This window comes from Pseudoalteromonas sp. A3, assembly GCF_025942345.1.
Lineage (GTDB): Bacteria > Pseudomonadota > Gammaproteobacteria > Enterobacterales > Alteromonadaceae > Pseudoalteromonas > Pseudoalteromonas atlantica.
The window spans coordinates 193639-206130 of record NZ_JAPCKL010000001.1; the positions used below are offsets into that span (position 1 = coordinate 193639).

The window sequence follows — 12492 nt, forward strand, 5'->3', positions numbered from 1 at the left end:
AATTTATATAACCAATTTGGTGTAAATTAGTCAATCAATATTGTGTTTTATCTATTCTACTGACGTTTTTATTTTAAACGCGTAAAATACCTAACAACACACAATTAAAAATAATAAAAGGGATTATATGTATACTGGAACGTGCTTATGTAAAGCGGTAAGCATTGAAATTAAAGGGGCTATTTCTCAAATTATTCATTGTCACTGCTCACTTTGCAGAAAAAACAGCGGGACTGCTTTTGCGACTAATGGTTTTGTAAACACTCACGAATTTACACTTACCAAAGGTGAAGATAATTTAACTGAATTTAATTTCAAACCTGGGCGTGCGCGCTTTTTTTGTAAAACATGTGGCTCACCTATTTACAGTGCTAATGCAGAGGATAAATCTCGCTTGCGAATACGCCTAGGGTTGATAGATGACGATATTGCTGAACAGGTAATGTCGCATAATTTTGTTACCTCTAAAGCCAATTGGGAGCAATTAGAAACCCATTTGCCGTGCTATGAAAAACACGAACCAGGGCGCTAAATTACTCTATGTGATAAATGCTGTTTATGTCGTTGTGAAGGGTGGGCGCCCACGTTTTAAATAATGGCGAATGGGCTATTTCTTCTTTATTAATGTGCACTAAACTTTGCTGAGAAAGTATCACGACAATATTTTTGTATTCGTTAAACTCTATAAGGGCAATACAGCTAAAGTGTTGCCTAAACAAGACGAGTAAAGCTTGGAGCTCTTTTCCTGTTTTAGGGTTTAAATTTATAATAATTTGCGCATTTAGCCCGCTGCAGCGACGTATGTTTTGCCAAAATACGCTGTTAGATAAAAAGTCTTGATGTACATCGCCACTAAAAATATCAATTGTAATTACATTGTATGTGCGCGTGCACGTTGCAACAAACAGCTCTGCATTTTGTAAGTGCACAGTATGATGAGCAGGCAAGTTAAAATGGTGCTTAGCAACGCTTATCATCGCGGGGTTTATTTCTACACTGTCAAACACAGCTAAGTTATTTATAAAAGCCGTTTTGTTATGTAAATAATGAATGGCTCGCTCAATGCCCGCAGTACCTAAACCTAAATTTAAAACACTTAGAGGCTCAGCTGCTTTAAGTAAAAATAACAGCATGCATTGATTAACCGCAATCAGTAATTGTTCATTCTCATTAAGGCTCATCACCCCTTGAATAGTGATATTGCTTTGCGCATTTTGGGCAAGTGTTAACCAGCGATAGGCCGTATTTTGATAAACACAAATAGGCCCATATTGGTTGTTACTAGTGGCAATTAAATTAGCAGAGACAGTGTCGGCTTTAAGCTGGCGCATAGGTTACAAATACAAATAAAACACCCCATTAGTTTGCCACGAAAACACGCTATGTATATAGCGTATTTATGTAACAAGGTTTGTAATACGCTTGATTACTTAAAAGAGGGGAGTACTTATGTGTGGTTAATTTTTACAGTTGAGCTTACTTGTATAAAGCTTTAACTCAAAATAGTTGCACTAAATAGGTTGTTGAGTAATGGTAAGGTAAAAAATAAGGAGCTTATAATGCGCAAAACCCCTTTTTCTATTACAACTAAACTTATTAAATTGAGTACGTTAGCCTTTGCTTGTACGGCAGGATTATCAGCACAGGCTCATGCCAGCATAAAATATGAAGAACAACAAAAGCTACATGATATTGCAGCGCAGGTATCAGCTAAACGTATTGGGAGCGACATACAAACGCTGGTGGATTTTGGTACCCGCCATACGCTTTCTGAAACTAAGTCAGATACACGGGGCATAGGTGCTGCACGGCGTTGGATTAAAAAAGAGTTTGAAAAAATATCAGCGCAATGTGGTGGTTGCCTAGAAGTTATTGAAGTTAAAGACACTATATCAGGTGAAAAACGAATTCCTAATCCTGTTGAAGTGGTAAATATTGTGGCCATTCAGCGTGGTAGCACTGAGCCAAACCGAATGGTTATTATGTCGGGCGATATTGATTCGCGCGTGAGCGATGTAATGGACTTTACCAGTGATTCACCGGGTGCTAATGATAACGCTTCAGGTGTGGCAGGGGTTATTGAAGCTGCACGTGTACTAAGCAAGCATAAATTTAATGGCTCAGTTGTGTATGCAGCGTTGTCGGGCGAAGAGCAGGGTTTATTTGGCGGTAAAATACTCACAGCGTATGCGCAAGAGCACAATTGGCAAGTACATGGCGTTTTAAATAACGACATGATTGGCAATATTACCGGTATTAATGGCGTTACCGACAATACAACAGCTCGTATTTTCTCAGAAGGCACGCGTGTAGTAGAAACGAAACAACAAGCAAGAACGCGCCGTTTTACAGGTGGTGAAGTCGATTCGGCGAGTCGTAATTTAGCGCGCTATATAGATACAATTGCCGATAGGTACATTCCAAATTTAGATACAATGTTAGTTTACAGGTTAGATAGATTTGGCCGGGGCGGGCACCATAGACCGTTTAACGATGCAGGTTTTGCAGCAGTCAGAATTATGGAAACTAATGAGCATTACGACCGACAACATCAAGATTTACGTACAGAAAATGGTGTAGTTTATGGCGATACCATAGATGGCGTTGATTTTGACTACACAGCAAAGCTTACATCATTGAACGCAGTAACAATGGCTTCAATGGCTTGGGCGCCAGCTCCTCCTAAGCAGGTAAAAATTGAAGGCGCGGTTAAGGCTGACACTACGCTTTCGTGGCAAAGTTCTGATGATGATAATATTGCCGGTTATCGTATTTATTGGCGCTATACCAGTGAGCCACAATGGCAATTTAGTCAAGATGTGGGCAATGTAAGTAAAGCTACACTTAAAAACGTTGTTATAGATAATTACTATTTTGGTGTTGCAGCGATAAGCAAAGACGGGATTGAATCGCCAGTGGTGTTCCCAGGTGATGTAGGCTCGTTTGATCACAATATAAAATAACAGCGATTTATTATTGCTTAAGTGCAATTGTGATTAAAAACAAATCAAATGGTGTATTTAAGGTGCAAAGCAGGTGTTTTATGCTTGCACCTTATTTGTTATGCACTTAGAGTGTAGAAAAAAAGCAGTAAGGGTTAATAAAATGCAGCAAGAAGAAAAAAAACCATTAACAGCGCAAGAGCAAGCACAAATAGAGCAACAACGGGTTGCTTGGCAACGCGAGTGTTTTCAAAACGCCCAAAAATACTTAGCAGAAAAAGGCATTATGCCTAAATCAGTAATAGACAAAGACAGCCGCTTTTTAGCACCATTGTGTGCTATGTGGAAATTTAAAGCGCAAAACGGCAAGAGCTACTGGGTAATAACAGGGCGCTTACCCACTGATCATGCAGAAGTAAGTGCAGCAAAAGATGCGCGCGATGCTATGCGTTATTTTTCATTACAATGGCAGTTAAAAGCAGATCAAATAATGAGTGCTGGCGCACGAGATAAAACCCAGGTCGACTTTGCTAACTTACTTATAAACCGTGCACACGGCTTATACGAAATGCATGAAAACGAGCAACTTTGGGCTAATGAACCCAAATAAGGTATTGCTTGTATAAACGTAAAAAAGGGCTATTAACGGCCCTTTTTTAATGTACTAATGTAAATGGTTTAGTGACAAACTCAGACACTTGGCATTGCATTCGCTGCCTAGGTATACCTGCTTCCATAAAAACACCGCCTTGTTGTATAAAGCCGTTTCGCCTAAAGCGTTCAACTTCGTTTAAAATACAATTAATACTAATAACTTGGTGGCCATCGTTAGCGGCAAGATTAACAATAAAAGTAAGTAATGAAGTATAAACGTGGCGATTACGGTGTGCGGGTAAAACGGCTATTCGGCCTATTAAGCCATCTGTACACAGCCTACCTGTGGCTACGGGTGCGTTACTGTTGTGAGTAACTAGCACATGGTGTGCTAGTTTGTCTTGGCTATCAAATTCTATTCGTTTGGGTATGTGTAACTCATATACAAATACTTTTTCACGTATTTGTTGTAGCTGGTCTTTTTGCCTATCCCACTCGACCTTATTAATTTGATAGCCCATAGCGCACCTCTAATTAAACCACATCCCCTCATTAACTAGTGTAGTAAAGGTTTGAATAAAAACTAGGCTAGGCTGCGCTGCGTTTAAATCGTCGGTATTAACATAATCATGATCTGTTAATAGTGTAACGGCATTTAAGTCGCAAAGTGGCAACGGGTAGTTTTCGCCATTAATACTTAATAATAGGGTGTCTTCTAGCTGCTGATAGATAGCACGTACGCCGCCTAAACGCTCAAATTCTTCTGCATTGTTTGCTATTAACTCACTCATTTGCTCACAGGTTATAGGCTCTTCAAGCGGTGCTAAGTCCATTTCGTGCTTGGCTTGGCTTAAGGTATTACCAAGCCAATGCTTAAATAGCTCATCGTTATTAAGTAGCGCTTGCATAAGGGTTTTAACTTTATCGGTTTCGCTCTGTAAAAGCTCACCTTTAGAGTCCCTAAGGGCTAAAGTATGATCGGTATAGCGTTTTTGGCCGCTGTCGGTATCAATAACATGATCGGCAAAACTAGAAAATAAGTCTTGTTGATTAGGCGCTCTAAATCCAACCGAGTAGTTAAGGGCGTTTTCTATTGCATAACCTTCGTGAGGGCACCCAGGTGGTATGTATAAAATATCGCCGGGCTCTAAAATACAATCTATAACGGCTTCAAATTGCTCAACTTGCAGTAGTTTTTTATTTTGCGCAAATTGTTTAAGTGTTGGATCAGGCAAGCCAACACGCCAATGACGCTTACCCTCGCCTTGTATAATAAATACATCGTACTGATCTAGGTGCGGACCTACGCCACCTTTAGGGGTTGAGTAGCTGATCATTAAATCATCTATTCGCCAGTTAGGTATAAACCTAAATGGGCGAAGCAGTTGTGCTGCATCGCTATGCCAATGATCAACCGCTTGTACCAATAAAGTAGCGTGTTGCTCAGTTAATTTTTCAAAGTCTTCAAATGGGCCTTGGTATGCTTGCCAATCGTTATTGTGGTTGGTAACAATTCGCGACTCTATACTTTCTTCCATAGCAAGACCGGCAAGCTCTTCTGCCTCTATTGGGTCTTGAAAGTCTGTAAAGCCTTGTTTAATTAATAGCGGTTTTTTTTGCCAGTATTGGTTTAAAAATTCTTGCTCACAGAGGTTGTTTATTTTTAATTGGTACATAGAGTTGGCCTATAATTTTTAGTACAAAAAAAGCGAAAGGGATTATCCTTTCGCTTTTTATATGCGCAATTTAGTATTTAAACTAAATCGTCAATAAACTCAACAGCGCGGCCAATGTAGTTGGCAGGTGTTAGTTTTTTCATTTCTACTTTAGCGTGCTCTGGCAGGTCTAAACCATCGATAAAGTCGGCCATTATCTCTTGATTTACACGTTTACCACGCGTTAAATCTTTAAGTTTTTCGTATGGTTTTTCAATACCGTATTTACGCATAACCGTTTGAATTGGCTCAGCAAGTAATTCCCAGTTTTGATCAAGCTCATCAAGTAAACGTTGCTCATTTACTTCAAGCTTGCTTACGCCTTTAAGTGTAGATTGATACGCAATAAGCGTGTAGCCCATACCCACACCTAAGTTACGTAAAACGGTTGAGTCGGTAAGGTCACGCTGCCAACGAGAAACTGGCAGTTTTTGTGCAAGGTGAGCAAATATAGCATTTGCTAAACCTAGGTTACCTTCTGAGTTTTCAAAGTCGATAGGGTTTACTTTATGCGGCATTGTTGAAGAGCCGATTTCGCCAGCAATGGTTTTTTGCTTAAAGTGGTTAAGGGCAATGTAACCCCAAACGTCACGATCAAAATCAAGTAAAATAGTGTTAAAGCGAGCAATAGCATCAAATAGCTCGGCAATGTAGTCATGCGGCTCTATTTGTGTAGTGAACGGGTTAAAGGTTAAACCAAGGCTAGTTACAAAGTTGCTTGCGTGGGTATGCCAATCGTAATCTGGGTAAGCACTCAGATGAGCATTGTAGTTACCTACAGCACCGTTAATTTTACCTAGCATTTCTACCTGTGCGATTTGGTCGCGCTGGCGTTTTAAACGCATGTATACGTTAGCAAACTCTTTACCCATTGTTGAAGGCGTAGCTGGTTGGCCGTGGGTACGCGTCATCATAGGTACTGCTTTGTACTCAATGGCTTTTTCTTTTATAGCGTTAAGTAGTTGGTCGCAGTATGGAAGGAGCACATTATCACGAGCTTCGCTTAGCATTAAACCATGAGATAGGTTATTAATATCTTCTGATGTACAGGCAAAATGGATGAACTCGTTAATAGCGTTAATTTCGCTGTTATCGGCTACTTTTTCTTTTAGTAAATATTCTACCGCTTTAACATCGTGGTTTGTGGTGCGTTCAATGTCTTTAACACGCTGTGCGTCTGCTTCGCTGAAGTTATCAACTATGGCATTTAAAAGTGCATTGGCTTGTTCGCTAAATGCAGGTACTTCTTTAATATCGCTTGCTGCAGCTAAGGCTTGCAACCAACGCACTTCAACGGTTACGCGGTATTTGATTAAGCCAAATTCGCTGAAAATACTGCGTAGTTCAGTGGTTTTGCTGCCGTAGCGACCATCCACTGGAGAGATAGCGGTTAACGCTGAAAGCTCCATAATAACTCCTAAATTTTAGTTTTGAACGATAATTAAATGTTTGTTTTTGCAATAGCGAGAATTTTTCTTTTTGCAAAGAAAAAGTGACGGCGTTTACCGCCCATTTGTCGCCATAATACAGCACTGCGAATTCCTGCTAATAAAAGGGCACGAATTTTATTTTGCGTTTGCTGCTGTTTTAATAACTCGGGTTTACCATAAACCTGAATTCGGTGCCCAAGGGGGCTCAGCACCGACGAGTATATATCTGCTAAACCGGCAACTACTGTGTCATCGGTTATAGCAAAGTGATCTAAGCGACGATGAATGTCGTCGATACGACGGCCAAGTTCAGCTAAGCTTTTTGGCTCGTTATTTAAAATACGTTCAAGCTGCATTAAACCACCTACGTACTTAACTATTTCCACATCTTTTTGAGCGCCAGCAGTAAGCTGCGCCATTAATGTTTTATAGCCGTCGCGCAAGTTATGCGTACCTTGGTAAACATCAACCGGGGATGCGGGTGATGTTTGTACAATACTTGTAAATAGCACGTCTAAGTCTGAATCGTTTGCGCTGCCGTATTGCGCAATTTTTTGTACTTGTTTAGCCACTTGGCACATGGCGGCAAGCGCCATGACTTGGTGTTGATTCATTACTTAATCACCGAATCTATAATACCGCCACCTAAACACACATCATCGGCATAAAAAACAGCTGATTGACCTGGTGTAACGGCTTTTTGTGGTTCATCAAACAATACGCGTGCCATACCATCTTCCCCAACGAGAAGAGTACAATTAATATCTTCTTGGCGGTAACGGGTTTTAACGGTGCAGCGCGTTGTACCTTGAGGACCAACACGGTCTACCCAATGTAATTGATTGGCGTTTAGGCCATTGCTGTACAGGCGAGGGTGGTCTTTACCTTGTCCGACGACGAGCACATTGCGCTCAACGTCTTTATCTACAACGTACCATGGCTCGCCAGAGCCTTCTTTCATGCCACCAATTAACAAGCCTTTACGCTGGCCAAGTGTATGATACATAAGCCCTTCGTGCTCACCTACGTTGTTGCCGTCAGTATCTTCAATCACACCAGGTTGAGCAGGTAAAAACTTTTGTAAAAAGTCTTTAAATTTACGCTCCCCAATAAAACAAATACCGGTGCTGTCTTTTTTATCGTGGGTGATTAAGTCTTGCTCTTCTGCAATACGGCGTACGTCTGGTTTAGCTATATCGCCTACTGGGAAAAGAGTTTGGCCTATGTGTTCATGGCTTAAGGTATATAAGAAATAGCTTTGATCTTTGTTATCGTCTAAGCCTCGGCACATAACGTATTTGTCGTCTCGTAGTTCACGACGAACATAATGGCCTGTTGCAATATAATCGGCGCCAAGTGCTTGTGCTGCAAATTCTAAAAATGCTTTAAATTTAATTTCTTTGTTACACATAATATCTGGGTTTGGCGTACGGCCCGCTTTGTACTCTTCTAAAAAGTACTCAAAAACGTTATCCCAGTATTCGGCTGCAAAGTTAACGGTATGAAGCTCGATGCCTAATTTGTCACACACTGCTTGTGCATCTTTTAAATCTTCAGCGGCTGCACAGTATTCGTCATTGTCGTCTTCTTCCCAGTTCTTCATAAACAGGCCTTCTACTTGGTAGCCCTGTTGTTGTAATAAATATGCAGATACAGAAGAATCAACACCGCCGGACATACCAACGATGACTTTAATGTGACTATTTTCGCTCATGAATAATTTCGCTTATACAGATTGCTGTTAACTAGGAAAGGCCGCGATTATAGCACGCATTTTGTTTTTGCTTAAAGGGAGGAGTGGCGCAAACACACGATTTTGTAGTTATTTTATTCATATAATAAATAGCAAATAAGACTGAAACGCATTTAACATAAAAAATGATGAAAAATTTAAATAATCGATTGTAAAAAGATATTTCGGTGCCATTCTTACTCTATTAAATGATAATAATGCTTTTATTACCTTGTTCTTGCTTGTAAATTCAGCTGCCAGTAAGATTTAGCTTATTAGACTCACTTTTTATTATAAAAATATTTTCAACGGAATGAATATATGAATTACGCCTTCCAGGTAAAAAAGCTTTCAACGTTAATACAATATTATGCTGCAAACTCACGCGATGAACTAAATGAGTTGCTCATAATGCCTACAAGCGACTTAAAACGTGATACGTATACGCTTTTTCATGAAGTTTTTGAGCACACTTTACCCTCAGATGCCAAGCAAAACAGTCCTATTGATGAGATTTTCAATGCTGTCTCAAGTTCTTTTGAATTAGTTGACGAGACAGAAACTGCCTTGTTTGAGACTATGAAACGCTGGTGGGATGAATGGTATTTTGCATTAAGTATGGATAATTCGCTTTCTAATGAAAAAGAAGATGCGCCATACAGTTTCCTTTCTAAAAAAATGCATCATCCTATGAAGCGCCACGAGATGAGCCACTACGCCCATTTATTTACTATTTTGCCTATGCCTATCTCTAATGTGTGTGTTAAAACCGGTGATATTATTAGGATTAATCAGCGCTTTATAGATGTATTTGGTTATACCATTGATGACTTACCTAACTTAGAGCAGTGGTGGGTTAATGCATACCCAGACCCTCATTATCGAGAGGCCGTGAAAAAAACCTGGCAATCGACTTTAGAAATTGGCAATGGAACAGGGCAAGACATCCCCGCGCATGATTACCATGTTACTTGTAAAAGCGGTAATACAATTACCATGGAAGTATCTGGAATCAATTTGGGCGATGAATATATTGCTGTATTTAATGATGCGACCAAGCGTTTAGAAGATCAAAATATTTTACGCGACATGGCTTTTTTAGATTCGCTAACACAAATAGCAAATAGACGTCGTTTTGATGAAAAGCTAAGTAAAGAGTTCGAAAAAGCCGTTGAGTGTGGTGACGATTTGGCAATTATTTTAATCGATATTGATCACTTTAAACTCTTTAACGACCGCTACGGGCATGTTGAAGGTGATTTAAGTTTGTATAACGTGGCGCAAGCAATAGCGTGTACGGTAAGCCGCACCGAGGACTTTGTGGCGCGTTATGGCGGAGAAGAATTTGTTGTATTGCTGCCTCAAACCGATAAACAAGGGGCCTTATTTATTGCTGAGCATATTCAAAAGGCAATTGAAGAGCTGCACATCCCTCATGAAGACAGCTTTACCGGCTACTTAACTCTGAGCATGGGTATTCACGCAATTAATAAAGAGGATAGTTGCGATCAAAAAGAGTTTATTAAGGCCGCCGACAGCGCACTTTATTATTCAAAAAGGCAAGGACGAAATTGTTTAGCATTAAGTTAATTTATAGCCTTGGACTATTTATATAGCTTTGAGAATTATACAAAGCGCAGATGTTTAATTATCGTCGTAAATAAAGTCTACGTCTTGAATAGGGCGGTTTAGGCTGTCTTCAATACACTTTAAAACTAAATGGCTTCTTAGAGGCAGTGCTTTTATGTCTTCTAAACTGTGCCAGTTGGCACTAATTATATCTGCATCTTTTGGGCAGGGCTCAGTGGTGATTTGAGTGCCATCAAACATAAAACAAAAGCGTAAGTAATGCACCCCATTAGCCGCATGTAAGTTATAAACACCGATTAAGCCAGTGGGCGTTAGGGACAAACCTGTTTCTTCAAAAAGCTCTCTACTGGCTGCTTGAGCCAGTGTTTCGTTTAGTTCTAAATGGCCGGCAGGTTGGTTATAACAAATATTAGAAGTAAATTTATCTCGCTCTTTTACCAGTAAAAAATGCTCTCCTTTTTTTACTACAGCAGCCACCGTTACATGGGGTTTATGCATTTACCTCACCTTTTATAACACTGTACTGTGCGCTGCTTATGCCATCTAGCGTGTAATTGCCAATACTGTAGCGAATAAGCCTTAATGTAGGGTGCCCAACATGGGCGGTCATACGGCGAACTTGCCTATTACGTCCTTCATTAATTGTAATACTTAACCACGTTGTAGGAATCGATTTTCGCTCTCTTACCGGCGGCACGCGAGGCCAAAGTTTTGGCTCGTCAATAATTTTTACGTTTGCGGGTAAGGTCATCCCATCTTTTAGTTCAACACCTTTACACAGGGCATTAATGGCCTCTTCACTAGGCTCGCCTTCAACTTGCACCCAATAGGTTTTATTGGTTTTTTTACTCGGTGCGGTAAGGGTATTTTGAAGCTTTCCGCAGTTTGTTAAAAGTAACAAGCCTTCACTGTCTCGGTCGAGTCTGCCTGCAGCGTATACATCTTTAATGGGAATAAATTCAGCCAAGGTTTTTCTATTGGCATCGTCTGTAAATTGGCAAAGCACATCGTAAGGCTTGTTAAATAAAACAATTTTTCTATCTTTAGGCGCTATAGCGGGTTTAATTTCACGCGAAGTTGTACTTTTTTTAGTGAGCGCACTGCGTGAGTAAGTTCTACCCGTGGTTCGTTTAGTGGTACTTTTACTTGCGCGATTATGCATTGGTTTGTTCGCCATTAAATACACCTAGCGGGCTTGGGTAAGCCGGCAATTTTTGTGGCTTGTTTTGCAGGCCCCTTGGGAAATAATTTATACAAATAAATACTATTGCCTTTGTCCTCGCCAAGCGCTTTAGCCATGGCTTTAACAAGCATTCTTATTGCTGGGCTGGTGTTATATTCTAAGTAAAAATTGCGCACAAAATTAATCACTTCCCAGTGTTGTTCACTCAAGATAATGTTTTCTTGCTCGGCGATAATGGGGGCTAACTCTTTTGTCCACAAGGTGTAATCTAGCAAGTAGCCTTGTTTATCAGTGTCGATTTGTTGATTATTAAATTCAAGCATGGATTACCAGGTAATAGATTGGTTAGTAGATAGAGTAAGGGCAACAAACTCATCGTAATTAATAAGTGTTTGGCCTGGGCTTAGTTTAACTGCGCGTGCCTGCGCATCCTCTAAAAGCAACAATAATGGATCGTTTAATTGAAAATACTGCTTAGCGGCATAACAGGCATCACCAACAAGGAGTACTTTATCAGTGTCTTTAATTAAGTTTTCAAGCTGAGTAGAGTCGTAATAAGCCAGTGGCTTTGAAAAAATGTGTAATGTACTCATAGGTTCACCACAAAATCTTGCTGGCCGATCAGCTGCTGTTGCTCAGTGTAATTGAGGCTGATTGAATCAATAATTAACTGAGATTTGTTTAAGTTATAATCAAGTAACGATTTTTCACATACATATATGTTTTCTACTTCATAGATTTCAAGCGTTTTGATGTTTTTAAAAAAATCTTTTACACCAAGTTGCTGTGTTGATTGATTATGTTTTAAAGCAAGCACTGCAGGGCCGCTAAATAGCCAGCTAATATTTTGATCAACTGCGGCAAATATCAGTGCCATGTCTAGGGCATCGCGGGTATTAAGCTCATCAAAGGGGCTGGATTGGCTCATTACTAAAACGTTTTTCATTTAAACTGTATCCATTTATCTGCATCACTCGCTAGCATGGTAAATTCTGCAAGCCCGGCTACAGTAAACACACCTGTTTGGCTTGTGTTTAAGCCACGTTTTTCTGCTGCAGTAATACATAGCATTAAGTTGACGTTTTTATCTGCAAGTTGTTGCCATTGCGTAGGAATTTGCAGCTCGTCAGAGGCTAGCTCAAAGTGAGCTGACGCGTGATAAATCCCATTTTGATACAAAAATATCGCATCTATGGTGTGGCCTTGTGCTAAACATGCATTCGCAAACTTTATAATACGTTGCGTTGAGTCATGATCTGAAGGAGGAGTATGTAAAGAAAGAACAAATCGCGCCAAAACAATTCCA

Annotated in this window: 16 protein-coding genes; 4 read left to right on the forward strand and 12 right to left on the reverse strand. The window is 40.0% G+C overall.

The window, feature by feature from the left end; genetic code table 11:
- Nucleotides 1-127 precede the first annotated feature (127 nt).
- Nucleotides 128-532 carry a GFA family protein gene (locus OIZ54_RS00875; RefSeq protein ID WP_264389423.1) on the forward strand — a complete coding sequence of 135 codons (405 nt, stop codon included), beginning with the start codon at nt 128-130 and terminating at the stop codon, nt 530-532.
- Nucleotide 533: 1 nt separating this feature from the next.
- Here the strand turns inward: OIZ54_RS00875 and OIZ54_RS00880 are convergent, their stop codons facing one another.
- On the reverse strand, nt 534-1331 hold the full coding sequence (locus OIZ54_RS00880; RefSeq protein ID WP_264389424.1) for a hypothetical protein: 798 nt from the start codon (nt 1329-1331) through the stop codon (nt 534-536).
- A 228-nt stretch (nt 1332-1559) separates the two neighbouring features.
- On the opposite strand from OIZ54_RS00880, the gene OIZ54_RS00885 reads away from it, so the two are divergent.
- Both OIZ54_RS00885 and OIZ54_RS00890 read left to right on the forward strand, forming a co-directional pair.
- Nucleotides 1560-2963, forward strand: coding sequence for a M28 family peptidase (locus tag OIZ54_RS00885; protein WP_138611494.1), 1404 nt, complete (start codon nt 1560-1562; stop codon nt 2961-2963).
- 142 nt (nt 2964-3105) lie between these two features.
- The gene (locus tag OIZ54_RS00890) at nt 3106-3552 is read left to right on the forward strand and encodes a DUF4826 family protein (protein WP_264389425.1); all 447 of its coding nucleotides are present in this window, start codon (nt 3106-3108) and stop codon (nt 3550-3552) included.
- 46 nt (nt 3553-3598) lie between these two features.
- Here OIZ54_RS00890 and OIZ54_RS00895 read toward each other — a convergent pair whose 3' ends face one another.
- The 5 genes from OIZ54_RS00895 to mnmA form a co-directional block, all read right to left on the reverse strand.
- Nucleotides 3599-4057 carry a GNAT family N-acetyltransferase gene (locus OIZ54_RS00895; protein WP_024033514.1) on the reverse strand — a complete coding sequence of 153 codons (459 nt, stop codon included), beginning with the start codon at nt 4055-4057 and terminating at the stop codon, nt 3599-3601.
- Between the two features lie 9 nt (nt 4058-4066).
- Nucleotides 4067-5212 (reverse strand): cupin domain-containing protein, encoded by a 1146-nt coding sequence (locus OIZ54_RS00900; protein ID WP_264389426.1) that lies wholly within the window; start codon nt 5210-5212, stop codon nt 4067-4069.
- Nucleotides 5213-5289: 77 nt separating this feature from the next.
- Complete coding sequence (gene purB, locus OIZ54_RS00905) at nt 5290-6660, reverse strand: adenylosuccinate lyase (protein ID WP_024033516.1); 1371 nt, start codon at nt 6658-6660, stop codon at nt 5290-5292.
- 32 nt (nt 6661-6692) lie between these two features.
- Nucleotides 6693-7295 (reverse strand): high frequency lysogenization protein HflD, encoded by a 603-nt coding sequence (gene hflD / locus OIZ54_RS00910; protein WP_004586725.1) that lies wholly within the window; start codon nt 7293-7295, stop codon nt 6693-6695.
- Nucleotides 7295-8395 carry a tRNA 2-thiouridine(34) synthase MnmA gene (gene mnmA, locus OIZ54_RS00915; protein WP_004586724.1) on the reverse strand — a complete coding sequence of 367 codons (1101 nt, stop codon included), beginning with the start codon at nt 8393-8395 and terminating at the stop codon, nt 7295-7297. The genes hflD and mnmA overlap by 1 nt, the downstream gene beginning before the upstream one ends.
- A 339-nt stretch (nt 8396-8734) precedes the next feature.
- Here mnmA and OIZ54_RS00920 point away from each other — a divergent pair, with 339 nt between their 5' ends.
- Nucleotides 8735-10003, forward strand: a complete 1269-nt coding sequence (locus tag OIZ54_RS00920) for a sensor domain-containing diguanylate cyclase (RefSeq protein WP_264389427.1) — start codon at nt 8735-8737, stop codon at nt 10001-10003.
- A gap of 54 nt (nt 10004-10057) precedes the next feature.
- On the opposite strand, the gene OIZ54_RS00925 is transcribed toward OIZ54_RS00920, so the two are convergent.
- From OIZ54_RS00925 to tusD, 6 genes are read right to left on the reverse strand one after another with little or no spacing between them, the layout of a single operon-like run.
- Complete coding sequence (locus OIZ54_RS00925; RefSeq protein ID WP_248450907.1) at nt 10058-10501, reverse strand: NUDIX domain-containing protein; 444 nt, start codon at nt 10499-10501, stop codon at nt 10058-10060.
- The gene (locus OIZ54_RS00930; RefSeq protein ID WP_264389428.1) at nt 10494-11180 is read right to left on the reverse strand and encodes an rRNA large subunit pseudouridine synthase E; all 687 of its coding nucleotides are present in this window, start codon (nt 11178-11180) and stop codon (nt 10494-10496) included. Before OIZ54_RS00930 ends, OIZ54_RS00925 begins: the two co-directional genes overlap by 8 nt.
- Nucleotides 11180-11509, reverse strand: a complete 330-nt coding sequence (locus OIZ54_RS00935) for a TusE/DsrC/DsvC family sulfur relay protein (RefSeq protein ID WP_004586720.1) — start codon at nt 11507-11509, stop codon at nt 11180-11182. Before OIZ54_RS00935 ends, OIZ54_RS00930 begins: the two co-directional genes overlap by 1 nt.
- Before the next feature lie 3 nt (nt 11510-11512).
- The gene (gene tusB, locus OIZ54_RS00940; protein WP_264389429.1) at nt 11513-11779 is read right to left on the reverse strand and encodes a sulfurtransferase complex subunit TusB; all 267 of its coding nucleotides are present in this window, start codon (nt 11777-11779) and stop codon (nt 11513-11515) included.
- The gene (locus tag OIZ54_RS00945) at nt 11776-12132 is read right to left on the reverse strand and encodes a DsrE family protein (RefSeq protein ID WP_264389430.1); all 357 of its coding nucleotides are present in this window, start codon (nt 12130-12132) and stop codon (nt 11776-11778) included. Before OIZ54_RS00945 ends, tusB begins: the two co-directional genes overlap by 4 nt.
- Nucleotides 12129-12482 carry a sulfurtransferase complex subunit TusD gene (gene tusD / locus OIZ54_RS00950; RefSeq protein ID WP_264389431.1) on the reverse strand — a complete coding sequence of 118 codons (354 nt, stop codon included), beginning with the start codon at nt 12480-12482 and terminating at the stop codon, nt 12129-12131. Before tusD ends, OIZ54_RS00945 begins: the two co-directional genes overlap by 4 nt.
- Between the last annotated feature and the right edge of the window lie 10 nt (nt 12483-12492).

Excerpts from the sequence above, each read along its gene's own strand:
- OIZ54_RS00930 (WP_264389428.1), bottom strand. The coding sequence starts at position 11,180 with ATGGCGAACAAACCAATGCATAATCGCGCAAGTAAAAGTACCACTAAA.
- OIZ54_RS00885 (WP_138611494.1), top strand. The coding sequence starts at position 1,560 with ATGCGCAAAACCCCTTTTTCTATTACAACTAAACTTATTAAATTGAGT.
- hflD (WP_004586725.1), bottom strand. The coding sequence starts at position 7,295 with ATGAATCAACACCAAGTCATGGCGCTTGCCGCCATGTGCCAAGTGGCT.
- OIZ54_RS00875 (WP_264389423.1), top strand. The coding sequence starts at position 128 with ATGTATACTGGAACGTGCTTATGTAAAGCGGTAAGCATTGAAATTAAA.
- OIZ54_RS00895 (WP_024033514.1), bottom strand. The coding sequence starts at position 4,057 with ATGGGCTATCAAATTAATAAGGTCGAGTGGGATAGGCAAAAAGACCAG.
- purB (WP_024033516.1), bottom strand. The coding sequence starts at position 6,660 with ATGGAGCTTTCAGCGTTAACCGCTATCTCTCCAGTGGATGGTCGCTAC.
- OIZ54_RS00945 (WP_264389430.1), bottom strand. The coding sequence starts at position 12,132 with ATGAAAAACGTTTTAGTAATGAGCCAATCCAGCCCCTTTGATGAGCTT.
- OIZ54_RS00900 (WP_264389426.1), bottom strand. The coding sequence starts at position 5,212 with ATGTACCAATTAAAAATAAACAACCTCTGTGAGCAAGAATTTTTAAAC.
- mnmA (WP_004586724.1), bottom strand. The coding sequence starts at position 8,395 with ATGAGCGAAAATAGTCACATTAAAGTCATCGTTGGTATGTCCGGCGGT.
- OIZ54_RS00890 (WP_264389425.1), top strand. The coding sequence starts at position 3,106 with ATGCAGCAAGAAGAAAAAAAACCATTAACAGCGCAAGAGCAAGCACAA.
- tusB (WP_264389429.1), bottom strand. The coding sequence starts at position 11,779 with ATGAGTACATTACACATTTTTTCAAAGCCACTGGCTTATTACGACTCT.
- OIZ54_RS00935 (WP_004586720.1), bottom strand. The coding sequence starts at position 11,509 with ATGCTTGAATTTAATAATCAACAAATCGACACTGATAAACAAGGCTAC.
- OIZ54_RS00925 (WP_248450907.1), bottom strand. The coding sequence starts at position 10,501 with ATGCATAAACCCCATGTAACGGTGGCTGCTGTAGTAAAAAAAGGAGAG.
- OIZ54_RS00880 (WP_264389424.1), bottom strand. The coding sequence starts at position 1,331 with ATGCGCCAGCTTAAAGCCGACACTGTCTCTGCTAATTTAATTGCCACT.
- OIZ54_RS00920 (WP_264389427.1), top strand. The coding sequence starts at position 8,735 with ATGAATTACGCCTTCCAGGTAAAAAAGCTTTCAACGTTAATACAATAT.